The organism is Tenacibaculum sp. XPcli2-G (assembly GCF_024124505.1).
Classification (GTDB): Bacteria; Bacteroidota; Bacteroidia; order Flavobacteriales; family Flavobacteriaceae; genus Polaribacter; species Polaribacter mesophilus.
In genome coordinates, this window is sequence record NZ_JAMXSH010000003.1 from 96,386 (window position 1) to 122,838 (window position 26,453).

Annotated in this window: 27 protein-coding genes; 15 read left to right on the forward strand and 12 right to left on the reverse strand. The window is 30.6% G+C overall.

Going from position 1 to position 26,453, the window contains the following annotated elements:
- Position 1: 1 nt before the first annotated feature.
- The 4 genes from NH341_RS08240 to NH341_RS08255 are packed head-to-tail and all read right to left on the reverse strand — an operon-like array spanning position 2 to position 2,896.
- The gene (locus NH341_RS08240; protein WP_253056386.1) at positions 2-730 is read right to left on the reverse strand and encodes a head GIN domain-containing protein; all 729 of its coding nucleotides are present in this window, start codon (positions 728-730) and stop codon (positions 2-4) included.
- A gap of 22 nt (positions 731-752) precedes the next feature.
- Positions 753-1,823, reverse strand: a complete 1,071-nt coding sequence (locus NH341_RS08245; protein ID WP_253056388.1) for a hypothetical protein — start codon at positions 1,821-1,823, stop codon at positions 753-755.
- The gene (locus NH341_RS08250; protein WP_239180496.1) at positions 1,810-2,340 is read right to left on the reverse strand and encodes a hypothetical protein; all 531 of its coding nucleotides are present in this window, start codon (positions 2,338-2,340) and stop codon (positions 1,810-1,812) included. The genes NH341_RS08245 and NH341_RS08250 overlap by 14 nt, the downstream gene beginning before the upstream one ends.
- Positions 2,330-2,896: an RNA polymerase sigma factor gene (locus NH341_RS08255; RefSeq protein WP_231128417.1), complete on the reverse strand. Its 567-nt coding sequence runs from the start codon at positions 2,894-2,896 to the stop codon at positions 2,330-2,332. The genes NH341_RS08250 and NH341_RS08255 overlap by 11 nt, the downstream gene beginning before the upstream one ends.
- A 199-nt stretch (positions 2,897-3,095) precedes the next feature.
- Between NH341_RS08255 and NH341_RS08260 the strand changes: the two genes are divergently transcribed.
- From NH341_RS08260 to NH341_RS08305, 10 genes are all read left to right on the forward strand, one after another.
- Positions 3,096-3,953, forward strand: coding sequence for a hydroxymethylglutaryl-CoA lyase (locus NH341_RS08260; RefSeq protein WP_047789502.1), 858 nt, complete (start codon positions 3,096-3,098; stop codon positions 3,951-3,953).
- Positions 3,954-3,957: 4 nt separating this feature from the next.
- Positions 3,958-4,764, forward strand: a complete 807-nt coding sequence (locus tag NH341_RS08265) for a hypothetical protein (protein ID WP_047789503.1) — start codon at positions 3,958-3,960, stop codon at positions 4,762-4,764.
- 37 nt (positions 4,765-4,801) lie between these two features.
- Positions 4,802-6,361 (forward strand): bifunctional UDP-sugar hydrolase/5'-nucleotidase, encoded by a 1,560-nt coding sequence (locus NH341_RS08270; protein ID WP_253056390.1) that lies wholly within the window; start codon positions 4,802-4,804, stop codon positions 6,359-6,361.
- A 133-nt stretch (positions 6,362-6,494) separates the two neighbouring features.
- Entirely contained in the window at positions 6,495-7,676 is a 1,182-nt protein-coding gene (locus NH341_RS08275) for a DUF4856 domain-containing protein (protein WP_253056392.1), read from the forward strand.
- Between the two features lie 105 nt (positions 7,677-7,781).
- Positions 7,782-8,882, forward strand: coding sequence for an imelysin family protein (locus tag NH341_RS08280; RefSeq protein ID WP_159611595.1), 1,101 nt, complete (start codon positions 7,782-7,784; stop codon positions 8,880-8,882).
- On the forward strand, positions 8,875-10,242 hold the full coding sequence (locus NH341_RS08285) for an HTTM domain-containing protein (RefSeq protein ID WP_253056394.1): 1,368 nt from the start codon (positions 8,875-8,877) through the stop codon (positions 10,240-10,242). Before NH341_RS08280 ends, NH341_RS08285 begins: the two co-directional genes overlap by 8 nt.
- Positions 10,217-12,709, forward strand: coding sequence for a TonB-dependent receptor domain-containing protein (locus NH341_RS08290; RefSeq protein WP_253056396.1), 2,493 nt, complete (start codon positions 10,217-10,219; stop codon positions 12,707-12,709). Before NH341_RS08285 ends, NH341_RS08290 begins: the two co-directional genes overlap by 26 nt.
- Before the next feature lie 243 nt (positions 12,710-12,952).
- The gene (locus NH341_RS08295) at positions 12,953-13,444 is read left to right on the forward strand and encodes a hypothetical protein (RefSeq protein ID WP_253056398.1); all 492 of its coding nucleotides are present in this window, start codon (positions 12,953-12,955) and stop codon (positions 13,442-13,444) included.
- Positions 13,431-15,152 carry a HAMP domain-containing sensor histidine kinase gene (locus NH341_RS08300; RefSeq protein ID WP_253056400.1) on the forward strand — a complete coding sequence of 574 codons (1,722 nt, stop codon included), beginning with the start codon at positions 13,431-13,433 and terminating at the stop codon, positions 15,150-15,152. The genes NH341_RS08295 and NH341_RS08300 overlap by 14 nt, the downstream gene beginning before the upstream one ends.
- Before the next feature lie 3 nt (positions 15,153-15,155).
- A complete protein-coding gene (locus NH341_RS08305; protein WP_253056402.1) occupies positions 15,156-15,899 on the forward strand; it encodes a LytTR family DNA-binding domain-containing protein in 744 nt (247 codons plus the stop codon).
- On the opposite strand, the gene NH341_RS08310 is transcribed toward NH341_RS08305, so the two are convergent.
- The 3 genes from NH341_RS08310 to NH341_RS08320 form a co-directional block, all read right to left on the reverse strand.
- The gene (locus NH341_RS08310) at positions 15,900-16,169 is read right to left on the reverse strand and encodes a hypothetical protein (RefSeq protein WP_047789511.1); all 270 of its coding nucleotides are present in this window, start codon (positions 16,167-16,169) and stop codon (positions 15,900-15,902) included. It lies immediately after the preceding gene.
- Positions 16,170-16,174: 5 nt separating this feature from the next.
- Entirely contained in the window at positions 16,175-16,762 is a 588-nt protein-coding gene (locus tag NH341_RS08315; RefSeq protein WP_253056404.1) for a hypothetical protein, read from the reverse strand.
- Positions 16,763-16,882: 120 nt separating this feature from the next.
- Complete coding sequence (locus NH341_RS08320; RefSeq protein WP_073182939.1) at positions 16,883-17,638, reverse strand: hypothetical protein; 756 nt, start codon at positions 17,636-17,638, stop codon at positions 16,883-16,885.
- 247 nt (positions 17,639-17,885) lie between these two features.
- Between NH341_RS08320 and guaB the strand changes: the two genes are divergently transcribed.
- A complete protein-coding gene (guaB, locus tag NH341_RS08325) occupies positions 17,886-19,361 on the forward strand; it encodes an IMP dehydrogenase (protein ID WP_073182936.1) in 1,476 nt (491 codons plus the stop codon).
- A 67-nt stretch (positions 19,362-19,428) separates the two neighbouring features.
- Here guaB and NH341_RS08330 read toward each other — a convergent pair whose 3' ends face one another.
- A complete protein-coding gene (locus tag NH341_RS08330) occupies positions 19,429-20,208 on the reverse strand; it encodes a hypothetical protein (RefSeq protein ID WP_159611580.1) in 780 nt (259 codons plus the stop codon).
- A 371-nt stretch (positions 20,209-20,579) separates the two neighbouring features.
- On the opposite strand from NH341_RS08330, the gene NH341_RS08335 reads away from it, so the two are divergent.
- The 3 genes from NH341_RS08335 to NH341_RS08345 are packed head-to-tail and all read left to right on the forward strand — an operon-like array spanning position 20,580 to position 23,203.
- The gene (locus NH341_RS08335; protein WP_159611578.1) at positions 20,580-20,756 is read left to right on the forward strand and encodes a hypothetical protein; all 177 of its coding nucleotides are present in this window, start codon (positions 20,580-20,582) and stop codon (positions 20,754-20,756) included.
- 36 nt (positions 20,757-20,792) lie between these two features.
- Positions 20,793-22,535 carry a hypothetical protein gene (locus tag NH341_RS08340; RefSeq protein ID WP_253056406.1) on the forward strand — a complete coding sequence of 581 codons (1,743 nt, stop codon included), beginning with the start codon at positions 20,793-20,795 and terminating at the stop codon, positions 22,533-22,535.
- Positions 22,536-22,537: 2 nt separating this feature from the next.
- Positions 22,538-23,203 (forward strand): response regulator transcription factor, encoded by a 666-nt coding sequence (locus tag NH341_RS08345; protein ID WP_173360364.1) that lies wholly within the window; start codon positions 22,538-22,540, stop codon positions 23,201-23,203.
- Positions 23,204-23,323: 120 nt separating this feature from the next.
- Here the strand turns inward: NH341_RS08345 and NH341_RS08350 are convergent, their stop codons facing one another.
- From NH341_RS08350 to NH341_RS08365, 4 genes are all read right to left on the reverse strand, one after another.
- Positions 23,324-23,692: a nuclear transport factor 2 family protein gene (locus tag NH341_RS08350; protein WP_159611574.1), complete on the reverse strand. Its 369-nt coding sequence runs from the start codon at positions 23,690-23,692 to the stop codon at positions 23,324-23,326.
- 11 nt (positions 23,693-23,703) lie between these two features.
- Complete coding sequence (locus NH341_RS08355) at positions 23,704-24,447, reverse strand: SDR family NAD(P)-dependent oxidoreductase (RefSeq protein WP_253056408.1); 744 nt, start codon at positions 24,445-24,447, stop codon at positions 23,704-23,706.
- Positions 24,448-24,452: 5 nt separating this feature from the next.
- Positions 24,453-24,647, reverse strand: a complete 195-nt coding sequence (locus NH341_RS08360) for a 4-oxalocrotonate tautomerase family protein (RefSeq protein ID WP_073183706.1) — start codon at positions 24,645-24,647, stop codon at positions 24,453-24,455.
- Between the two features lie 118 nt (positions 24,648-24,765).
- Positions 24,766-25,329, reverse strand: coding sequence for a Crp/Fnr family transcriptional regulator (locus tag NH341_RS08365; RefSeq protein WP_253056410.1), 564 nt, complete (start codon positions 25,327-25,329; stop codon positions 24,766-24,768).
- Positions 25,330-25,966: 637 nt separating this feature from the next.
- Between NH341_RS08365 and tssD the strand changes: the two genes are divergently transcribed.
- Positions 25,967-26,452, forward strand: a complete 486-nt coding sequence (gene tssD / locus NH341_RS08370; RefSeq protein ID WP_253056412.1) for a type VI secretion system tube protein TssD — start codon at positions 25,967-25,969, stop codon at positions 26,450-26,452.
- Position 26,453 lies beyond the last annotated feature (1 nt).

Here is a 26,453-nt window from a genome sequence, read left to right on the forward strand (position 1 = left end):
TTTAATTTCTATCAATAACATTTCCAGAGCCTAAAGAAGTCTTATCTATGTCTGAAGGGTTTCCTTTATAATATATACTTCCAGACCCTACTATTGTAGCTTTAATCTTATTGTTAACGGTTACTGATACATCACCAGAGCCAGCAATACTAGCTTTTAAAGAACTTGTTTTTAAATCGTATGCTTTTATATTTCCTGACCCACCAATAGAACATTTTAAGTAGTCACTTTTTCCTTTTAGTTTAATGTTTCCAGAACCGCCAATAGAAGTTTTAACAGTATTAGCGTCTACACTGGCTATAATATTTCCGGAACCTCCTAAACCAAAAGAAATTACATCAGCCTTAATACGTTTTTTTGCAATTATATTTCCTGATCCTCCTAAAGCTACGGCTTCAATTTTTTCAAAAGGAATAGTTACTGTTAGCTTTTTTGTAGCTTTAATATTGGTGTTTTCTTTAAAGTGTATATTTAATTTTCCGTTTTTAACTTCAGTTTCAATATACTTTAAAATATTTTCTTCTCCTTCTAAGGTTACTTTACCTTCGGTTCCGTTAATTAAATAAACATCAAATGAGCCTCCAATGTTTACTTTGTCAAAAGAACCGATTTTTCTAATTTCTGTAGTAACGTTTCCGTTTCCTTTAATTTTTTTTGAATTCCACCAGCTTTGTGCTTGTGTTTGAAAGCTAAAAAAAAGAGATAATAATAAGATTGCTAATTTCTTCATTGTAATATAATTTGTAAGTTGGTTAATCATTTAATTTTAAAGAAACACCTCCGTATTTAGATTTTATGGTAATGGTAGAATTAGAATTTCCTTTACCAAAAGTTCCCTCGTAGTATTTTTTAGATGATTTATTAATGCTTTTAAACATGTTTACATAGTTTTCAGGATATCCAAATCCAGCATAACCTAAATCAACAGTAAAAGTAAAGTTGTTATTACTATTCGTGCCAAGTTTAATTCCAGCATAACTTCCATCAATAACAATACTTTCAAAGCCTTTTTTAATATTTCTAACTCTAACACTACCGTAATCAGTATTAATTTTTAAGTTTTTTCTAATAGCACCTATTTTTATGCTAGCATAATCAGAATTACCATTAACGTTTGAGGCATCATCTATAGAAATACTTCCATAATCACTATTAAAATCAATATCGGTTACAGTACCTATTTTCATGGTAGAATAATCGGCACTTACTTTTAAGTTCTCTGATTTTATAATAGCTAACTTAGAGTAGTCAACACTTAAGTTTCCTGATTTCATAAAGTTAATTTCAGAAGTACCACAATAATCTAAATTAATGTTATTAGTTCCATTTAATAATTGATCAATTTGTATTTTACCATAATCACAATTAATATTAGACTTACCTTCTAATTTATCTAGCTCAATGTTTCCGTATTTATTATTTAAATCAGCATTGTTGGTGATTGGCATTTTAACAAAGTAGTTAATTTTGTAGTTGGTGTTATTATTACCCCACCAAGACCAGCTTGATTTTGTTTTTTCAATAATGGTTCTGGCTTCTATTAAACTAGGTGTAGCTTCAAATTGAACATTAATTGCTTTTAACTTACGTTCAACGTTAGATAAGTCATTGCCCTTAACGGTTATTTTGACATTAATTTCTATTCTGTTTTCGTTCCAAGTAGCTACATTTATATTACCATATTTATTGTTAATGTATAAGGTTGCGTTTTTGTTAACCGAAAATGTTTTACGTATGTTTTTGCTTTTTTCGTGATTTTTATCATTAGCTACTAAAAGAGTAGGAATGAATAACAGTAGGAAAAGTATTTTATATAATTTCATCTTCTAATATTTCTAATTTTGCGGGGTTTTGTTGTAATTCTAATCGTAAAAGAAGTTTTTCTAATACATCTAATCGTTGTTGATAATTTTGTATCATTTCTCTGATGATTTGATGTTTGTTATCTTTTTTAGATAGTTCTTTTACGAGCGTTTTGTATTGGTCTTCTAGCTCTTCAATTTCATTTAAAGAATCTTCAATAACTATTTCGGTTTCTAAATTCCTATATTGTTCAACTTCCTTTAATTCTTGATTTATAGTTGTAACAAAAAAGTTTTGAGCCTCTGCCATTTTGGGCGAAATATCAGCTAAGTCATAGGTGTTTTTTTGTTGATAACTACCAAGATAAAATCCTAAAAATAATACGATTGAAGCTGCTATGCTCATCCAAAAATAAGATGGTCTTTTAGCTCGTTTTGGCGATTCTAGTTTTCGTTGAAATCGATTTAAATGTCCTTGATGAGGCTCGAAAACATCAAAATCATTTTCTTTAAAAAACTGATGTAGTTTATCCTCCATATACTTGTGTTTTATTAGTATTAGCTGCTAATACTTGTTTTAATTTCTTTTTTGCTCTAGATACTGTTGTTCGCACATTTTCATTGGTGTAATTTAATATCTGAGCGATTTCATCATAATCATAACCTTCAACAAGGTTCAAGGTCAATACAATTCTGTAATTATCCTTTAAACTTTGCAAACAGCTTATAACTCTTTTAACTTCTAAAGAACTATAGTCTATCTCAATATCTTCTACTTCGTAGCTAGGAATCACATCCATTCGTACTTCATCATATCGAGTAACTTTCTTTAATTGGGTTAAACTTTTATTAATCACAATTCTTTTTAACCATGCACCAAAAGTAACCTCACCTTTAAAGCTATCTAACTTCATGAAAGCAGTTAAAAATGCTTCTTGGATTAAATCTTCTGCCTCAAACTCGTCTTTTAAGATACGATATGACGTATTATACATAGCTTTGTAATAGTTTTGATAAACCTGCATCTGAGCAGCATTATCGTTCTTTTTACAGCGTTCGATTAGTTGGTTAATATGTGTATGTTGAGACTCCAATAAAATCATTCTACACTAGAGACAATTTAACTTTAAAATTGTGACAGTTTATATCAATAAAAGTAAAATATTTTTTATAGTTTTAAATTTTATATTGATATTTTGTTGATAATTAAAGTGTTGTGTGTTTTGTTTTTTGTTAGGGATCGGAAGATTAAGACAAGTGAAAAAATGAATCAAAATATGTATATTTGACACAATGGTGAATAGTGTTAAAATTATTGAATGTCCAAGGGACGCAATGCAAGGAATTAAAAGTCATTTTATTCCTACAGAGGCAAAGGCTAAGTATATTAATTCACTGTTAAAAGTAGGGTTTGACACTATTGATTTTGGAAGTTTTGTATCACCAAAGGCAATTCCGCAAATGAGAGATACAGCTGAAGTTTTATCGATGTTAGATTTATCTACTACTACAAGTAAACTTTTAGCAATTGTAGCAAATGTTCGAGGAGCAAATGATGCTTCACAATTTGAAGAAATAGATTATTTAGGATACCCTTTTTCAATATCAGAAAACTTTCAAATGCGGAACACGCACAAAACAATTGATCAATCTATAGATACCCTAAAAGAGGTATTAGCCATTGCTAATCGAACAAATAAAGAGGTCGTAGCTTATTTGTCAATGGGATTTGGAAATCCGTATGGAGATCCTTGGAGTGTTGAGATAGTTGGAGAATGGACCGAAAAACTTTCGTCGTTTGGTGTTAAAATATTATCTTTGTCAGATACAATTGGAAGCTCAACACCTGAAGATATAGATTATTTATTCTCAAATCTAATACCAAGTTACCCTCAAATAGAATTTGGAGCTCATTTACATACTACACCAATTAAGTGGCACGAAAAAGTTGATAGTGCATTTAAGGCAGGTTGTCGACGTTTTGATGGAGCTATTAAAGGGTATGGGGGGTGTCCAATGGCTAAAGATGATTTAACAGGTAATATGCCTACGGAGAAATTGTTATCTTACTTTACATCAAATAAAGTAATAACTAATATAAAACCAATGAGTTTTGAAAGTGCATATAATAAAGCCCTAGAAGTTTTTTAAAAAAATGATGAAATTAAATATTGTTTTTCTTTTTTTCTTTATTTCAGCTTTTTCTCAATCTGTTGATAGTGAAAGAATAGGAGTATGGGACGTGAAAGGCAATAAAATAATTAAAAATCATTCTGTAAGTGATGAATTAGCTTCTTATTATTGGAGTGAGTTTAATAGAATTTTTCCAAAAGAGCTCACTCAAAAATATATAAAGCGTATTGTTTTAATGACAGATGGGGTTGATGAAAAAACAGGTGCTTTAGTAGCTTTGAGTTCAAAAAATGATAAATGGCAATTAGAAATTGATATTAGAGATGTAAACTTTGAAACTAAAGATAAAAGAAGATTACACGAGTCTGTTTATACCTTAGTTCATGAGTTTGGACATTTGTTAACACTTAATAGAACTCAAATAAGGCCAACGAATAAAAGAAAGCAAGAAGAAGGAGAGTTATATTTAACTCATGAGGGAGAGGCTTATAAAGATAGTTATATTAACAGGTTTGTTAATATTTTTTGGAAAGGAGCCCTTTTAAACCGTTGGGATGTTATTCAACGAAAATACTGTTATACAGAGGCAAATTGTGTAGAAAAACTATATGATTTATATTTAAATAACAGAACAGAATTTCTTACAGACTATGCAGCAGAAAGTCCAGAAGAAGACATTGTAGAAAGCTGGACAGCTTTTGTGTTAAGGCCTAAAATAAAGAAGCCTAGAACTATAGCACATAAAAAAATAAATTTCTTTTATCAATTCCCTGAATTGGTAGAATACAGAAAAATGATTAGGCAAAACACACGTCAATATCTTCACTAAATTTGTAAATTTGATTTCTTTATCAAAGTAAAATCAAATGAAACAAGTTAGAATTCTTATAGTATTTCCCATAATCTTATTGTTTATAGTTAGTTGTAATTTAAATAAAAAAACAGCTAATGCTTCTACAAACAAATATCAGTTTACAAAAGATGCCGATAAAACGTACTTTACAATACTTCAGTTAAATGATGTTTATGAAATAGCGCCAATACAAGGAGATAAATATGGCGGAATGGCACGGGTGGAAACCGTACACCAAGACTTACTTAAAGAAAATGAACAAACAATGTTAGTGTTGGCAGGAGATTTTTTATCACCTTCTTTGCTTGGAACAATGAAGTATAATGGAGAACGAGTAAGAGGAAAACAAATGGTAGAAGTTATGAATGCTATGAATTTTGATTTAGTTGCTTTTGGTAATCATGAATTCGATTTAAGTTACACACACTTACAAGCGAGATTAAACGAGAGTAAATTTGAATGGATTTCTGCTAATGTTTTGCATAACATAGATGGTAAACACTCGTATTTTCATAAAATAATTGATGGAGAAAAACATAGTTTAAAAGATTTTTATATAAAAGAATTTGTAAATCCAGATGGTACAAAATTAAAGGTAGGTTTTATAAGTGTTTGTATACCTTCCAACCCTAAGAGTTATGTATATTATGGAGATATGTACGAAGAAATAAAGCAGGCATATAATGAGATTAAAGATAATGTTGATATAGTTATTGGGTTAACCCATGCTTCGCTAACTCAAGACAAAGAAATAGCAAAAATATTACCTAATATGCCTTTAATAATGGGTGGACATGAGCATACCAATAGTTACGATAAAGTAGGAGAGGTAGTAATTACCAAAGCAGATGCAAATGCTAAAACGGTCTATATTCATAGATTTGAATATGATCCAGCAACTAAGAAAACTCAATTTAAGTCAGAGTTAAAAGAGATTAACGATTCGATAATTTCAAATAAAAAAGTAAAAGCTGTAGTTGATAAATGGCAGGTTGTTTTACAAAGTAAAATTCAAGAAGTAGTTTCTAATCCTTATGAAGTTATATATACAGCTAAAGAACCTCTTGATGCAAGAGAAAGTACTATTAGAAGTGTTCAAACAAATATGGGTAAGATTATAGCTGAGTCTATGAGTTTAGCATACAATAACGAAGTTGACTGTGCATTAGTAAACGGAGGTTCTGTTAGGATAGATGATGTACTATCAGGAGATATAAATGCCGTTGATATTTTCAGAGTTTTGCCTTATGGAGGTGAAGTTTTAAAAGTGGAAATCAAAGGAAGTCTATTAAAAGAAGTGTTGGACTTTGGAGAAGCTGCTTCAGGAACAGGTGCCTACTTACAACGATTTAATGCTAAGAAAGAAAAAGGAGAATGGGTGTTTAAAAATGGTAAACTTCAAGAAGATAAAACCTATACAGTTGCTTTTTCAGATTATTTATTAAGAGGTCTTGATATACCTATACTTTCAAATAAAAGTAAAGATGTAATACATATTTATAAACCAAAAAAAGATGAAATGGCTTATGATATCCGTAAAGCCGTTGTAAACCTTTTTGAAAAAAATAAATAGATTAATTTTATTTCATGTGTGACTAAGTAAAATATGTTAAAAATTATTTAAAATAAGTCTTAATAAGATTTGGTAAAATAAATTTCTTACATAAATTTGCCAGTAAATTTAATTAAAACTTAATCTAAATAAAATGAAAAGAGTATTTCTTTCAATGTTAGCTATATCAGCTCTAGTATTTACATCTTGTTCAGACGATAATGATGTAAAACCACCAGTGGAAGCTCCAGCTACCTACGCTTTTAATGGAAAAGATAATAAATCTAACGTTAGTTTTTCAGGACAAGTAGCACGTTTAAAAATGGCTAAAGAGTTAAAGGATGCACTTGGAGATAACGTTAAAACTCAGGCTCAGTTAGAAGAAATGTTTAAAGATGGTACAGGGTTTGAAGATGCATCATTAAACACTTCAGGAAAAAAACTTAGAGGTACAGTGGCTTCAGCTACAAACTCTAACGTAGATGCTGTTGAAACAGATGAGTTAAGACTAAAAATGGATGGATGGATTAAAGATCATGCAACAGAGGTATATGCTAATTGGAATACAGATGCTGCTGCTGGTACAGCAGGAAAATTAACTACAGGTAGTAGAACAGTTCATGTAAGTGCTAAAGGAGTTGAGTATAATCAAGCAGTAGCTAAAACATTAATAGGTTCTGTGATTGCAGATCAAATGATAAACAAGTATGTTTCTCAAAAATTTATTGATGATAATAAAGCAGATCATGAAGCAGGAAAACCATACAAAGGAGATGATACCAAAAATTATACAGCTTTACAACATGGTTGGGATGAAGCTTATGGGTATTTATTTGGTTTAGAAGAAGATCCTGCAAAACCAGTTAATTCTTTAGACGACAGAAAAGGCTTCCTAAACTCATATATTAAAAGTGTTGATAATGATAGTAAGTTTAAAGGAATTTTTGATGATGTTTATAATGCATTCAAATTAGGAAGAGCAGCAGTAGATGCTAATGATTATGAATTAGCAAGCAAGCAAGCTGAAACTATTAGAGCATCAGTATCTAAAGTAATAGGGGTTATGGCTGCACATTACCTATTAAAAGGAAAAGGAGCTAAAGATGCAAATAGTTTACATGCATTATCAGAAGCATACGGTTTTTTACAATCTTTAAGGTTTGTTGAAATTAATGGAGAACAAGTTGAAAAAAACCAAATAGCAGGAACTATCGCAATGTTAGAAGCTGATAATGGTTTATGGTCTATTACAGACGATCAATTAGACCAAATTGCATCTAGATTAGGAACCTATTTTGGATTCTCAACAGAAGATGTAGTTAGTTTAAACGATTAAAACCATTAAATTAAGATAAATTAAAATAGCCATGTATAGTTACATGGCTATTTTTTTTTATTTTTGCGTGTTTATTTAGATTAATAAAAAATTAATTAAGACAAAATGAAAAAAATCGTATACATATGTGTACTTTCTTTAATCGTTGCATGTAGCTCAAGTAGTAGCGATAATCCTAGTACATCAAACCCAGATGATTTTAATAGAAAAGAGATGTTGACTTTTTGGGCTGATCAAATGATTATTCCAGGATACAATGATTTTGTAGAGAAAACACAATTATTAAACGAAGCAATAAATAAATTTACAACAACAGCAAGCACAGCTAATTTAGTTGAAGCAAGAACTGCTTGGAAAAATGCTTACGTAACTTGGCAAAAAGTTTCTTTATATCAAGTAGGTAAGGCTCAAGAGATAAACATGGTTGGTTATATGAACACAATACCAACTAACGCTACTCAATTAGATGATTATGCTAAGTCAGGGACTTATAACCTAGAATCACCTAATTTAATAAGTGTACAAGGTTTTCCTGCTTTAGACTATTTACTTAACGGGAAAGGGACTGATGAGGAAACTGTAACTTTTTACACAACAGCAGAAAATGCAGCTAAGTATAAACAATACTTAAAAGATGTAAGTAACAGAGTTTATAATTTATCTAAAGAAGTTAAGGATGATTGGAACGGAGGTTACAAGCAAACTTTTATTGAAAATGATGGATATTCAATATCAAGTAGTGTAGATAAATTAGTAAACTTTTATGTTGTAGCTTTTTTTGAAAAACAATTAAGAGACCCTAAAATAGCCAATCCATCAGGAGCAAGAACAGGTATACCAGATGTAACCTTGGTTGAAGGATTTTATAAAAAAGACATTTCTAAAGAATTATTTATAACCGCATTAACAGCAACAAAAAACTTTTATAAAGGAATAGGTTATAATGGAAATAACGGTAAAAGTTTACAGCAATATCTTGAATTTCTAAAAAGAAAAGATTTAGCAGATTTAATAAACACAAACTTTACAAATTTAGAAGATAAGGCAAGTTTATTAAAAGATGATTTTACAGATCAAATTCAAAATGACAAAAACGTGTTTTTAAATACTTATGAGGCTATGCAAACAGTATTAAAGAACTTTAAACCAGATATGATGAGTGCTATGAGTATTAAAAATACTTCGAGCGACGCTGATAATGATTAATACATTACAAAAATATTTCAAAAAAAATACGGAAGCTGCTCCACTTGCAGTATTTCGTATTTTTTTTGGTTTTATGATGTTTTGTAGCATACTACGTTTTTGGCTAAACGGATGGATAGAGGAACAGTACATAAAGCCGAATTTTTTCTTTTCATACTACGGATTTGAGTATATAAAACCATTAGGTAACTACACTTATTTATTATTTTTAATTTGTGCAATAGCTGCACTATTTATAATGTTAGGTTATAAATATAGAGCAGCAGCAATTACTTTTTTTTTAAGCTTTACCTACATAGAATTAATGGATAAAAGCTATTATTTAAACCATTATTACTTTGTAAGTTTAGTAGCATTTATTCTAATTTTTTTACCAGCAAATGCTTATTTTTCTGTAGATGCAAAACAAAACGAGAAAATAGCCTATCAAAAAATACCTAATTGGACTATAGATGCTATAAAGTTACTATTAGGTATTGTATATTTTTATGCAGGATTAGCAAAACTAAATTCTGATTGGTTGTTTAGAGCATCACCATTAAATATATGGTTACCCGTACAAAACAATTTACCGTTAGTAGGTTTTTTAATGGCTAAAACATGGTTTCACTTTGCTATGAGTTGGGCAGGAGCTATATACGATTTAACAATACCTTTCTTATTATTAAATAAACGAACACGCACAATAGCGTTTATTGCAGTAATTATATTTCATGTATTTACAAGAATATTATTTTCAATAGGAATGTTCCCTTATATAATGATTGTCTCAACCATTATATTTTTCAATCCAAAGCTACATCATAAAATACTAAATACCATAGCAGCCATATTTAGAATTTCTAAGGATTATTTCGATCAAGGAAAAACCTTAGTAACTACTCAAAAACTAACATTAACAAGAAAATTTTTAATACTATTTTTTGTACTGCAAATAATTATTCCTTTTAGATATTTGTTGTACCCTGGAGAATTATTTTGGACTGAAGAAGGATACCGTTTTTCTTGGCGTGTCATGTTAACAGAAAAAGCAGGCTATGCAGAGTTTAAAATAATTGATGAAGAAACAAAAAAGCAAGTATATATTGATAATAGCGATTATTTAACAACATTACAAGAAAAACAAATGAGTTTTCAATCAGATTTTATACTTGAATTTGCTCATTTTTTAGGAGACACCTACAAGAAAAAAGGAATGAAAAACCCTAAAGTGTATGTAGATAGTTATGTAACATTAAACGGTCGACTTAGCACACAATTTATAGATCCAAAAGTAGATTTATATCAACAAAAAGAAAGTTTTAAACATAAAAATTGGATTATACCATTTAATCATGAAATCAAAATTAAAGGCCTGTAGCATCATTTTTACCTTATTTTTAGCTGTGCAAACAGTAGTAGCACAATATACCATTTCAGGAAAAATAATTGATGAAATAGGGAACCCTATTAATAATGTTGAAGTTTTTGATGCTTCAGGCGGAAAGTTAGCAATATCAGATGCTCAAGGAAATTATAAAACCAAACCATTGCAATCAGGAAACTATTCATTGGTATTCTTTTCTTATAATTTCGAAATAAAAGAACATGCACTAACTATTACAAATAAAAATATTGTAGAAAACATAACACTTTTAAAGTTAGATGAAGAATTATCAGAAGTAATTATCAATCAAAGACTAAGAAAAGTGTTTAGTTTAAAAAGATTAAAAGCAGTAGAAGGAACTGCCATTTACGAAGGAAAAAAAACAGAGGTAGTTTTATTAGACCAAACAGTAGGAAACAAGGCAGCGAATAACGCACGCCAAATATACAGTCAAGTAGTTGGACTCAATATTTACGAAAATGATGATGCAGGATTACAGTTAAATATTGGAGGTAGAGGCTTGGATCCTAACAGAACATCAAACTTTAATACACGACAAAACGGTTACGACATTAGTGCAGATGTATTAGGGTATCCAGAAAGTTATTACACACCACCAGCAGAAGCCTTACAAGAAATACAAATTGTTAGAGGAGCTGCATCATTACAATATGGAACACAATTTGGAGGCTTATTAAATTTTAAATTTAATGAACCTAATAAGAGTAAAGAATTTGAGTTCATAACAAGACAATCTACAGGATCTTTCGGTCTTTTCAATTCTTTTAACAGTGTTGGAGGTACAGTTGATAAAACAGGTTATTACGGTTACATAAATTATAAACGAGGAGATGGTTTTAGACCAAATTCAGAATTTAATTCAATAAATATTTATGGTCATGTAGATCATAAACTATCAGAAAAAACAACTTTAACAGTAGAAGCAACATATTTAAATTATTTAGCTAAACAAGCAGGAGGGTTAAATGATAAAATGTTTAATGAAGATCCTTTTCAAAGTAACAGATCAAGAAATTGGTTTCGTGTAAACTGGAATTTGTGGACGGTAAAACTAGACCATAATTTTACAGAAGACACACGCCTAAGTGTTAACTTATTTGGGTTAAATGCTTCGAGAAAAGCCATAGGGTTTAGAGGAAATTATAAATCAAGTAATGTAAGTCCTATAACGTATGTAGATGAGCCTTTCGCAGATGGAAATTATGCTACGAGAGATTTAATTAACGGACAATATAAAAACTGGGGAACAGAAATTCGCTTTTTATCAAACTATGATTTTAGAGGGCAAAAGAATACTTATTTACTAGGTGTAAAATATTACAAAGCAAATAATTCAGAAGAACAAGGAGCAGGATCTAATGGTGTAGATGCAAACTTTACATTTGCAGATGTAGATGCCTATGCCTCATCTAATTTTAAATTTCCCAATACGAACGTAGCATTATTTGGAGAACATATTTTTAAACTATCAGATAAATTTTCAATAACTCCTGGATTTAGATTAGAATACATAAAAACAGGAAGTAACGGAGATTATAAAACAGTATTGTGGAATAATGAAGATCTACAAAACGGAGTGCCGTTACCTAACGGAATTAATACGTTTAGAGACGATAGAACAAAAGAAAGAAGCTTTGCTTTATTTGGTATTGGAGCAAGTTATAAACCATCAACAAAGTTAGAAATTTATGCAAATGCTTCTCAAAACTACCGTTCAGTAACCTTTAATGACATCCGTACGGTAAGTCCTACTTTTAAAGTAGATGAAAACATAGATGATGAAGAAGGAGGCACAGCAGATATTGGAATAAGAGGAAAAATTAAAAACATAGTAACCTACGATCTAAGCGGATTTGGATTGTTTTATAACAAGAGAATCGGAATTTTTTGGGTAAGTAGCGGACCCGATGCAGGAGATAGGTTAAGAACTAATGTAGGAGACGCTTTTATTTATGGTTTTGAAGGTTTTACAGATGTTAGTTTGGCAAATGCATTTAAATTGTCACCAAACTACGTGCTAAATACCTATGTAAACCTAGCGTTAACACAATCAGAATATACAGATTCATTAGAAAAATCAGTAATAGGAAATCAAGTAGAGTTTATACCGAACCTAAACTTAAAAACAGGAGTGAAGTTTGGATATAAAAACTTTTTAAGTAGCTTACAGTTAACGCATTTGTCTGAGCAACAAACAGATGCTACACATGCAACAGTAGATAGCACACATCCTAGTTACGGTACAATAGGTCCTATACCAGCATATACAATTGTAGATGCTTCTTTTTCATATTCGTATAAAAAATGGAAGCTAGAAACAGGAGTAAACAACCTATTAGATGAAAAATACTTTACACGTAGGGCAACAGGATACCCAGGACCAGGTATTATACCATCGTCTCCAAGAAATTGGTATGTAACATTACAGTTCAAAATTTAAAATAAAGGGAGATATTTAGTTTTCTCCCTTTTTTAGTTAGTTACATGGTATTAGCACATAGTTTCATTGTGTTTATAACGGTTTTCTCTTACTGTAAATAATATTTACTTTCCCAATAGGAATATGAGAAATTTCACAAAAGACAAATTTCTCTATAACCTCTATAAAATAGTAACAAACTATTTTTTCTTTTCTTTTTATAATTGTAAATTTAGCCAATAACCAAATTAAAATTATAAAAACATGGGAAACCCAGTAAACGTTAACGGAGTTACATTAGAGTTAAAGTACTTTAGAAAATTTGATACAAATATTAGTGTTGATAATGTACCTACAGGTCCTTTAGTAAACATGTCTAGAGATGAATCAGGAAACAGTGCAACTCCTAATACCGTAACGGTTTTAGCTTACTTACCAGACAACACATTAAATCCAGTAGATAATACAAGTGGATTACAACTACAAGGAAACGAAGTATACTTAAATTACTACGGAGTTACACCAACGCAAATCTTAAACAAAGACGGTGGATATGATACAATAAGTTGTAGAGATTTTAGAGTAGAGTTTAATTGCGATGAAGTAGCAAGCCAATACGATTTATATTATGTACAGTTTGCCTATAAATTAGATGAAGGAACTCCTTCTGTAGATATGATTTTAGTACGTAGTGAAAATGATGACCCAGTAACAGATAGAGGAACTGTAACTACGCCTGCTAATGGAGGGCAATAAATTTTTCTATATTTTTATTTTTGTTTTTTCTACTTGTTTTTCTCAAGTAGAAAAAACAAATGATTTATACGATCTTTATAAAGATGGAGATAGTATATCAAATGTCTCTGGAAATGAATTGTTTTCTAAAGCTTTTTCTTTTTATAAAAAGAAAAAATATGATTCTTGTTATGCTTTTTCGTCAAAAGCTTTATTGAATACAACTTATCTAGAGCATGAAGATATTTTAAATTATATACAAGGGGTTAGTGCTATTGAAAAAGGACTTTATAAAAAAGCTTTAAAAAGTATTTTACTGGTCAAAAGCCCTAAGTATGAAAGTTTAACACAACAAAAACTAGGTAGAGTATATCTCAGTTTAAAGGATTATGATAAGTCAATATTTCATTATAATAAATGGATTCAATTAACAGATAGTAGTTCTGTTGATAAATTAAAAAAGGCATCTTTTCATAATCTAGGACTAAGTTATGTTCATAAAAAAGAATATAAAAAGGCAAAAGAATATTTTACTAAAGAACTTTCTTTGATTGAACAAAAAGATACGGCTGCTGTTATAAGGACTAAAATGGACTTAGCAAATGTCTATTATAACCAGTATTTAGATGATGAAGCGATTCCATTATTTAAAGAGGCGTATGATTTAGCAAAAAGTTTTTCTGATTTAGAATTGAAGCAAAATTCTACGAGAAATATGGCGGTTGTTGAGAAGAATAGAAAAAACTACCAAAAAAGTATAGAGTATTATACGGAATATGGTAATTGGAAAGATTCTATTTGGAACCGTGATAAAATTTGGGAGCTTACAGAAAAAGACAAACAATTAGCCGTAGCTCAAAAGCAACAAGAAATAGCTTTACAAGATGAACAATTAAAGCGTCAAGCAGTAGTGCAAAAGAGTTTAGTAATTGGAGCTTCGGGTTTATTAGTTTTTCTCGGGTTTTTAGGTTATTTTTATAGAGAGTTAAGAAGTAAAAATAGATTTATAACCCAGCAAAAAGAGGAGTTAAACGTAGTTAACAAAACGAAAGACTATTTATTTTCTGTAGTGTCTCACGATTTACGTTCGCCAATTAATACAATTAAACGACAGCACGAAAAGCTAAAACGACAATTAAAAAATAAAGAATACGACGCGGTAAGTGAAACTACCAACAATGCTATTGCATTAACAGAAAGTACAAGTCATTTATTAAACAATGTATTGCATTGGTCGTTAGAACAAAACAACCAGTTATCGTTTAAAGCAGAAGAATATCCTTTAAAACCGTTGGTAGAACAGGCTGTTTATAACTTTGAAGAAATTGCAGAAGCTAAAAACATAGCACTAACTACAAAGTTAGAAGCTACTATTTTGGTAAAGGCAGATAAGGAATCCTTAAAAATAGTATTGAGAAATTTGTTAGATAATGCACTAAAATACACAGGAGAAAACGGTGAAATAGCAATAAAAACCTATAATGACTCTGAAGAATTTAGTACTATTGAGATTAAAGATACAGGTTTTGGAATTTCAGAAGAAAAACTAGCAAAAATTAAAGGATTAGAAGACTTAAGTATTGACAAAATTAACAGATCTGAGGGCGTAGGGCTAGGTATGTTACTATGTCAAACACTTATTAAAAAGAATAATGGAAAATTACTCATAGATAGTGAGTTGGAAGTGGGGACAACTATACGGATTTTGTTACCCAACGCAAGCGCATAAATTATGAAAAAACTACAATTACTATTGCTAGAAGACTTAGAAGAAGAAGCTTTAGAACTTTCTTCTTTTTTAGAAGATAATGACTACGAAGTATCATTAGCAAAAAATGCGGTAGAAGCAGAAAAGTTAATTAGAAGCCGCTTTTTTGATGTTATTATTTTAGACATCATGATAAACGGAAGACCAGACGGAATTTCGTTAGCACACCGTTTGAATAAAGAAGGAATTAATGTACCGTTTTTATTCCTAACAAGTATGCAAGGAAGAGAAATTTTTGATGAAGCAAAACTAACCAATCCGTTAGTATATCTTTTAAAGCCATATAACAAACTAGAATTGTTATTTTCTTTAGAATTGGCAATTGAGTCGTGTTATCAACAAAACAACAGTATTAGTTTAGCATCAAACAATGGTGTAATAAGTCCGTCTTTTTTATTTATAAAGAAGAAAAGAAGCGTGGTTAAAGTAGATGTAGCTGCTATTAATTATGTAGAAGTAAAGGAAAAATACTGCAGCATAATTTGCGACTCAGGAAGTTACCTTATAAAGTTGTCATTAACCAAGCTAAAAGACATGCTATCTAATCCAGATTTTAGACAAGTACATAGAAATTACTTAGTTAACGTAAAGAAAATCAAAGAAATTTACTTTGAAGATAATCTTATTGTCTTAGATAATGATGAAAAAATACTCTTTAGTGAGCGTTACAAAACAGCATTTATAAAAGACAATACAATTTTTAGGTAGTTATACCACTTTAGAAACTAAACTTATAACAAAGCCAAAGCCATTTTCAATATTAGAAATAGCTTTGGCTTTTTCATTATTACTAATAGTAGCATCATCAATAAGTTTAAGTGTTTTTATGGCGTTTGCATTGGTAATTTTACTTTCCTTAATAAAAGCATCCACTTCACTAAGTTTCAAATTAGTTAAACTAGCCAATTGTTTGTTAAACTCAGCATCAGTTTGTGAAGCAGCTTCTTTAGCTATATTGTTCCAGTCTATAGAATTCATAATCTTTATTTTTCAGAAATTACTTTTTCAATGGTTACCAATTTATTTAGGGCACTTCCAGTTTTATCAATACTCTGATTAATGGTGTTTTCAACCTTTTTTATATTAATTTTATCACCTGTAAGTTGATCTATTGCCGACAAAGCGTCACTTTCTGTAGTTTTTATGTTTACAGCAGAGTTAATTAAGTTTTGAAGCGAAGTAGTAGCTTTACTATAATCGCTATAATTAGAGTTTAGTTGGTTTAAAATATCTTGTCTTTGTAAATCTAATACACTTTGAAGCGAATCTTTTTTATGATTAATAATAGGAACAATACTATTTAGAATATTAGGTAGTTCTTTTTTATAATCTAAAGAATCTGGTAATAAACTTTCAAACTTTTTTAATAGCGTAGGGGTGTACTTATTTTCAATAAATAAATTGATTTTTTCTTTTCGCTCATCAAAAAGTTTGTTGACTAAAGCTACATTTAGTTGATGCATATTATCAGCTTCTTTAATAACTTCTTTAGTAAGTGTTACAGTAGAGCTTGGAATACTGGCGCAGGAAAAAAGAAAAAAAGAAAAAACAGATGCATAAAAGTATTTCATAAGTATAGTTAGTTTATAATAAAAAAGAGGTTACTACAGTATTGAGCTAAGTTTGGTTAGTATGTTGTAAGCTCTATTATAATCACTTAACAGTGCAACCTCTTTTATTTTTAGTAATAGTTATTTATTGGGTTTAGGTACAATAAAAATAGATTTAACCCTATCTATAATGCCTTGTAATATGCTAAAAATAGCTTCTGAAGAAAACCCACCAATCAGTGCTAAAACACCTTTATTAAAAAGGTTGATGTCTTCAGGGCTTTTAGTGTAAAATGAAATAATTTCCGACATAATTAGTCCAGCAATAATACCAAGTACTATCTGTGCTAAATAAGAAATAGACTCTTCAGAAACCATGGTTGATTCTCTAATAGAATCGCTAACTCTTTTCAATAAATAAAAAATAACTCCTAAACCAGCAACAGATGCTAAGTAGGAGAGGTTTAAAAGGAGTGGTAATCCAGAGTTATTCATTAAACCTTTATCTAATGAGTTATTATTTACATCAGGAGAAAGTGCAGTAATAATAAATAAAACCAAAAAGAAAAGAGCTAAAAAAATAAGGTTCCTTACCACAGGAAGCTTGCTAAAAATCGATTTGTTTTGTCCTTCTTCACGCAGTGCTTTAGTGTATTCTATCGATTTTGGCGTTGCAGGAGCAATGTTTTTAACAAGAATATTATGCGCATTTATCAAGTCGTTTAAACCCTTACTTTCAATGAGAGAATTGACTTCTGTATTAATAGTAATCCCATTGTAAATAGCATACGATAGCATGTTGTTAATTTCAGTAATTAATTCTTTAAATACCTTAGGATAAACATCGGTAGTGTTAACTACTTTCTTGGTATCTTTTATGGGGGTACTGTTCTCCATTAGTTGTAGGTTTATGAATAGGAATAGGGTAAACACATACTAAAATTAAGAATGATATAGAAAAGAATGAGCAGAGAAACCTTGAGCGTATAAAAGTTGATTATTAGCGTTATTGATAGAAGGGTAAAGCAATAAACAAAAGATAAAATATAAAGCGATTTACTTAACTTAAAATTAAAGGTAATTTTTGCATTATTTGTAGTATATTTGCATGCAATTAATTAACAACACACTAAATTGATTGCATATGCAAGCTCATCAAGCTAAAATATTAGGAGAAGGATTAACGTACGACGACGTTTTATTAGTTCCTGCCTACTCAGAAGTACTTCCAAGAGAAGTTTCAATCCAAACAAAATTTACAAGAAACATAACAATCAATGTTCCAATAGTATCTGCAGCTATGGATACGGTAACTGAATCTGCTATGGCAATTGCTATTGCAAGAGAAGGAGGAATAGGAGTGTTACATAAAAATATGACAATTGAGCAACAAGCTCAAGAAGTTCGTAAAGTAAAACGCGCAGAAAGCGGAATGATAATCGATCCGATTACTTTGTCGTTAAGTGCAATCGTTTTAGATGCTAAACAAGCAATGCGTGAGCATAAAATTGGAGGTATTCCAATTGTTGATGAAGCAGGAAAATTAGTAGGAATTGTAACGAATCGTGATTTGCGTTTCGAAAAAAATAACGAGCGTCCTATTGTTGAAGTTATGACCTCTGAAAACTTAGTAACTGTTGCAGAAGGAACTTCTTTAAAAGATGCTGAAGTTATCTTACAAGAAAACAAAATAGAAAAGTTACCTGTTGTTAATGACGATGATAAGCTAGTAGGATTAATTACTTTTAGAGATATTACAAAGCTTACACAAAAACCAATAGCTAATAAAGACTCATATGGACGTTTACGTGTAGCTGCAGCATTAGGTGTAACGCATGATGCAGTTGATAGAGCAGAAGCCTTAGTAAATGCAGGGGTAGATGCTGTGATTATTGATACAGCTCATGGACACACCAAAGGAGTGGTCTCTGTATTAAAAGAAGTAAAAGCTAAATTCCCTGAATTAGATGTTGTTGTAGGGAACATTGCAACACCAGAAGCAGCTAAATATTTAGTAGAAGCTGGAGCAGATGCAGTAAAAGTAGGAATAGGACCAGGATCTATTTGTACAACTCGTGTAGTTGCAGGTGTAGGATTCCCACAATTTTCAGCAGTATTAGAAGTAGCAGCGGCTATTAAAGGAAGTGGAGTTCCTGTAATTGCTGATGGTGGTATTCGTTATACAGGTGATATTCCAAAAGCGGTTGCAGCAGGAGCAGATTGTGTAATGTTAGGATCATTATTAGCAGGAACTAAAGAATCTCCAGGAGAAACCATTATTTACGAAGGAAGAAAATTCAAATCGTATCGTGGAATGGGATCTGTTGAAGCCATGAAACAAGGGTCAAAAGACCGTTACTTCCAAGATGTAGAAGACGATATTAAAAAGTTAGTTCCAGAAGGAATTGTAGGACGTGTTGCTTACAAAGGTGAATTACAAGAAAGCATTCACCAGTTTGTAGGTGGGTTACGCGCAGGTATGGGATACTGTGGAGCAAAAGACATTGAAACTTTAAAAAATACAGGGAAATTTATCCGTATTACTGCAAGTGGAATTAACGAAAGTCACCCACACGATGTTGCTATTACTAAAGAAGCACCTAACTATAGTAGACGATAAAAAAAGGTATTATTACCTTAATTAAGGTAAAGGTAAAAGCTGTTAATTTAAATATTAACAGCTTTTTTTATTCATTTAATAAGCCTTCATCTTTCAGAATAGTTCTTGTTATGGGGGCTAATTCCTTCAAAGTTTCAGGGTGAATGCCTCTAGCTGTAAAAAACTCTCGTTTACCATCTTTATTACTTCCATACCAAAAATTTTCCTTACCGTTTGTAAAAAACTCCATATCCTTAGTAAGTGTTACTTTTTTAAAGCGGTCAATATCTATATGGTATAAAGTGTTTTTAATAGCTTTTTCATTTGTGCATGATGCCTTTTCATAATGATCTTTTTTCCATATAATACAATTACTAGTTTCGTAATTAATATATAAAAATATAGGAATAGCTAACATAGGAATTAGAGTAAAAACGATAGACTTTTTATACTTAGCAATACAAATAAGGCAAATCTTTTTCTTTTTCGTAGAGCCTAAAAAATCTGCATAGTTTTTATATCCTAAATATTTAGCTATTAAATCCTTTAATTCAATTTTTGGTTCTCCAGCATCATTCTCAATATTATTTACATATTTTTTGTAATAATTGGAAAGAGTTCTTCTATTTATTTGATATTTAGGTCTTGGAGCATCATTGCCTAGGTATTCATTTACAAAATAGGTAAAACAGCCATTAGTAGTCTTATTTTCAACAGCTTCGTCTTTCATTAATCCTTCTAATAATTCAGTAAATAACTCTTTTAGAGGTTCTTTTTTGTTTTTTTTAGCAGATAAACACTTAAAGAAATGTTTAAAACAAAAAATAAAGTCAATGTCGTTTAGTGTAGTCCTTAAATCATTTTCCATGGTAGTTGATTGGTTTTTCCAAAGTTAAAAAGGATGGAAAAAACAAGGAAAAGGAAACCCGTAAAATGAGAAAATCTTTTCCAACTTCTTTTCCATCCATTTTCCACAATCTCATTTGAAACTAGCTCTATGTTTGTACCAGAATTAATCGAGAGATAAAAAAGAAAACAAATTGATTGGTTCTAATTAAAAGATGAAATATCGGTAGAATTTCTTAGGGGGGAAGCTACTTAATAATACCGATGTTCATCTCTACTTCCCGCGAAAGAGGCGCGCGACTCTTTTAAAAATTCTACACCCAACATGGTGTAACTGTAGCTAAGCAAAGTGCTTGGACAGGATAAATATTATCAATTTTTAAAAGTAACAAAATGAACAAGGTTTTATTTATTATAACATTTTTAATAGGCAATGGACTATATACATTAAATACAAATTTAACAACTGTAGTATCGCAAACAAACTCTACAGAGACAACAATAAGTGATACAGGAGGGGGAAATAGCGGAGGAAACGATCATGATCCAGATCCAGAACCAGAAGATTAATTATTTTATTATAAGTTAATTTAATAATTTAGGAGAATGAAAACAAAAAAAGTAGTTCTCCTATTTTATTTATTATTTAGTAGTATTTTAGGTAATAGTCAAGAAAAAGAATTAAAAGAGAAAATATTAAATATCAAACAAGAGATATTAAATCTAGAAAAAGAAAAATTAGCAAAAAAATACTATCAATTAGGATATTATTATAAAAAGGATAATAATATAGATAGTGCTTATAAATATTTTGATGCTTCAAAAAAAGAGTATGAAGCATTGGGAGATAGCATAAAAATAGCAGAAAAACTATTCAGTTTAGCAAAAATAGAATCTGAAATAGAACTGTTCTTTAAAAGTGATTCTACAGCTATAAAGGCTCTCAAGTATTTAGGTAACAATAAAGGTAAATATTCTTTAACCACGTCTTTATACAACACATTAGGAATTAACGCAAATTCAAAAGAAAATTATAAAAACGCTATTTATTGGTATACTAAGGCAATAGAATTTGCAAAAGACTCAATAAAAAAGTATCGTTACGAAAGTAATATAGCAAACAATTATATTTCTTTAAAAGAGTATAAATCAGCTATAAAAATGTATGAAAATTTACTGTTGTTGTTAGAGCCTTATACAGATGATAGCATCGGACTTAACTTAAAAGCAAAAGCACTTGATAATTATAATTATGCTAGATTATTAAATGGAGATGAAGTAAATGATGATGATTTTTTAAAAACGCAAAAGCTTAAAAAACAAACTAAAGATTTTAGAGCATTGGCGAGTAACTATTTTTATTTATATGTTTATTATGAAAAAATGAATAGACCCGACAAAGCTCAAAAATATGCATACTTAATGTATGATTTAGCTTCAAAATATGAAATGCCAAAGTATATCATTTTAGGTATAGATAAGATTTTATTGTCATCAAAACAAACAAAACTCCAGAAACTAGCTTTAGAAAGAATAAAACTACAAGACAGTATTACTGTATCAAAAAGAAAATTAAGAAATAAGTTTGTATCCTATATATATAACTATGAAGAAGAAAAAAAACAAAAACTTGAAGCTAGAGCGCAGTTAGCAGAGTCAACTCTTAGTTTAGAACAACAAAAATCGCAAAAACAACTCTGGATTTTTACAGTTATTCTTACCATTCTATTCTCAATAGTCTATTTCTTTTACAAAAGAGAAAAAAATAAAAAAGAAAAAGCTATAGAAGTCTACAACACAGAAACCCGCTTAGCAAAAAAAATACACGATGAATTGGCAAACGATGTATACGCGGTAATGAATACACTACAAAATACTTCAATAACAGATGAAAGGTTGCTCACGAGAGTAGAGAAAATATACGCACAAACCAGAGATATTTCTCACGAAAACAGTCCTGTACTCACAGGAGAGCACTTTGAGAATTTCTTAAAGCAACTGTTTTTAGATTTTACGAACGATCGTTGTAAAGTAATCCATAAAGGATTACAAGAAGCAAACATAAACCAGTTAGCTAAAGAAAAACAAATAGTAGTGTATAGAGCCTTACAAGAGCTCTTGGTAAACATGAAAAAATACAGCGAAGCAACGTTGGTGCTTATCACTTTTTCAGTAGAAAAAAACAAATTATCGATAGCGTATCAAGACAATGGAATAGGTGTAGAAAATCTCTCTGTAAAAAATGGTTTGCAAAATATGGAAATCCGTATTAAATCAGTAGGAGGGTTTATTACTTTTGAATCAAAGCAAGAAAAAGGATTTCAAGCAAAGTTTCAATTTAAAAAGTAGTTATGTTCAAAAAAGTATTGATAGCAGAAGATGCTGATTTTATGTCAAGCGGAATAAAAGTAGCCTTAGAAAACATGCAAATTCCTAATGTTGAATATGCACAATATTGCGACGAGGCTTTTTTAAAGCTAAAAAAAGCATGGTTAGACAATGAGCCGTTTGATTTATTGGTAAGCGATTTATCATTTAAAGACAACATACATGAACAACGATTAGAATCAGGTGAAGCACTTATAGCCGAGGCAAAAAAACTACAGCCAACTTTAAAAACAGTAGTATTTTCTGTAGAAGATAAACCATACAGAATTCAGCAACTATGTAATGAGTTAGCAGTGAATGCGTATGTATGGAAGTCTAATCACGGACAAAGAGAGCTAAAAAAAGCAGTACAAAGTGTATTTAACGGTGAGTTTTTTATCACTCCACAATTAGCACATGCGCTACGCGATAAGGAAGCCTTTGAAGTAACAGACTATGATGTGTTTTTATTAAAACATTTAGCAGAAGGCCTAGATCAAAAAGAAATTAGCGAAGCATTAAAAAACAAAGATATAAAGCCCAGTAGTGTTAGTTCGGTAGAAAAGCGCTTAAAGCTATTAAAAGAAAACTTTAACGCCAATAACCCTACACAATTGATTGCCATCACCAAAGATTTTGGACTTATCTAAAATAAACCATTATTCTGAACGGTAGAAGGAATCTCATTCAAAAGAGAAAAACGATTTAGTCTGATAGTAATAAAAACAAAGCGGTTTAGATAAACATCCAAACCGCTTTTGTTTATAAGGTTATTCTACATGCGTAAAAACCTTAGCTACAATTTTCCATTCATTCTCTATTTTGTTTAGAGATAAATAGTCATAGTAATTATAACCCAACATAGGTACATGTAACTTTGCCATGGCAACTTTCCCTAAAATATCAACTCCTACAATTTTCATGTTAAAAGTTTCTTTTAAATCATTTGGACTTTGCCTGTTAGCAACCCCTTCAATATAATTTTCAGAACTTTTAAAATAGTCAGCGCCTTTAATATCTCCATAAATAGGAGTATTGTTATGAAAGCATGATTGAAGTTTTTGAGTATCTCCATAAAAAATACCCTCAAAGTAGTTCGTTACTAAAAGTTCTATTGCTGTTATATTCTCTTTATACATCTTTTTTAGTTTTAAATGGCATGACCAACGGTGTGACCACCAGCCACATTCATAGTTTCACCTGTAACAAAATTTGAAAAAGCTAAATAGTAAGCAGCTTCAGCAATATCAGTTACCTCACCAATACGGTTTAACAAGTGTAACCCAGCTAAACTATCAGCGTCTTCAATACCTATTTTGCTTTGTAGCGGACTTCTAATAATACCTGGAGCAATAGTATTTACTTTAATATTATCATTACCAAACTCAGCAGCGAGTTGTCTGGTTAAGGCATGAATTGCACCTTTGCTCATTAAAGGAGCAGTAGCAGGGAAACCAGCTATGGCATGATCTACTAAAACAGTTCCTATATTTATAATAGCTCCATTTTTTTGTGCTACCATACTCGGAATAACAGCTTGAGAGGCAAAATAAGTTCCTTTTAAATTCACATTCCAGTACAACTCTAAATCGCTTTCTTCAACCTCTAAAAAAGGTTTAGGAGCAAAGATTCCTGCATTGTTAATTAGTACATCTATACTGCTGAATTTTTCTAAAGCTAAGGCTACTAATTGTTTACTTGTTTCTTGTTTACTAATGTCTCCAACAAGAAGCACAGCGTTTAACGGACTACCTAACTCTTTATAAGCTTTTTGTAGGTTTTCTTCATTAGAAGCATTCATTACTACATTGCATCCTTTTTCTATGAAAAGTTTAGCAATTTCTTTACCAATACCTGTTGAAGCTCCTGTAATAATTGCAGTTTTGTTTTTCATGAGTCTTATTTTTTAGTTCCTAAATATTGTTTACCATCGTGCCCCCAATTACCCATAGGAACTTCTTCAATAACAATATGGGTAGTTGCAGGATTTTTTTGGAGTACATCAACTAAAAGCTGCGTTGTTCCTTCAATAAGTTGACGTTTTTGTTCTTGGGTTACCTGTTCGTCGGTAACTTTAATGTTTACAAAAGGCATAATAATATGTTTTAAAATTATGCTACAAAGTTGCAGTGGACGTACAACTTTAGACAGGAGCTATGTCACACCTTTAAAGTGATGTATGTCACATGCAAACAATAAGAAATATTAAAAACTAAGAATTAAGCCTGCTAAGAGTTTCTCTAGAAACCCCTAAATAAGCAGCAATCATTTTTTTAGGAACCCGTTGAAAAAGGGTAGGGTATTGTTCTAACAACTGATCATATCGTTCTTTTGCAGAATTTTGTAAGAGCGATACAATTCTTTTTTGAAGAGCTATTCTGCCCATTTTACTCTTTTTAGCCCAAAAACGTTCCATTTTGTGCAAAGAGGCAGTTAGTTTATCACGGTTTTCGTAAGTAATGTATAGTAGTTCGCAATCTTCAATACAATCAATTGCTGTTTTAGAAGGTAGTTGCTTTACAAATGATTCATAATCGGTAATCCACCAATTTTCCATAGCAAATTGAAGAATATGCTCTTTACCGTTATCTTCAATAAAATAGCTCTTTACACAACCTTTAACCACCCAATATTCTTTATTGGCAGTTTCGCCCTCTTGCAGTAAATATTGATGTTTACGTTTAGTAATAGGCTGAAAAAAACTTAGAATATAGGCGAATTCCTCATCAGTAAGAGGTATAATTTCTTCAATATGTTGTCGTAAAGGATGTGTCATTAAGACGGTACTATTTTCTTTTTACTATATGCAAATATAGCTGTAAAGTAAGTAGTATAAGTAAAAATACTTTTACAAACCATCATTCCGAGGAAGGTATGACGAAGTAATCTATTTATTTAGAGTCCCAAACATAAAAACTACACGTTTGTCTCATAACAACGTTATAAAGAGAAGTTTTTCCTCAAAGATTATTGTGGTATTCTTTTTCTTGATAAAAAGAAACAAAAATCAAGACTTACAATAAAATCGTGAGAAAATACTACGACATCCTCCACTGATAAAAAGAACTCGCTATCGCTCAAACAGCTTTTTATCTTACATCCATCACTGCTGTCTTGATTTCTCTTGGCTCTAAAAAACAACCGCCATAACGAGTAGCAATAGCGACGTAGTTATCTCATTATTCAAAATCCATACGCTAACAACTAAGCATTCTTTCATAGTGTTTAACCCTAAACAAAGTTAGTAGAAGTACTTATTAAGTACAAACAAAGTACACGATCCGTATTTGCTTAGTACAAAGAGATTTAATAATAAATATGCTAGCTTTTTAAATAGAAAAATTGTAGGTTTGATACGTTGAAATTGCTAAAGATTACTTCAACAAGAAAAAAATATAACTAAAAAAGATGCTATGAAATATAGAACTATGCTGTTGTTTAATAACAGAGAGATAGAAGTACTAACCTATAACTTTGGTTTTAATAGAAACATAAACATTTCAGAACAACCCACAAGCTCCGCTAACTTTGAAGGTTTAGAATTAGAAATAGAATCAGGTAGTAATACTGATTTTGAAGAATGGGCTTGTAAAGAAAATGCTATAGACCAATTAGAGTTAAAAATATACTACCCATATTTAAAAGGAGGCTCTAAAACAATGACTTTTTTTGATTGTTACCTAAAGAAATACGAAACAGTATTTTCTAATACAAACGATCAGCCTATAAAAGACCGATTAATTATTACGTGTGCAGGAGTAAAAATGCCCAACTCTTCACTAGAATATTCTACGTATTGGAGAAAAACACTTTCTGGAGCACAAAAAGAAGTAACTAATAATGGTAGTACCGTTTCTAGTGACGGTACAAACTTTAGTGTAACCCCAAAATTATCGTAAT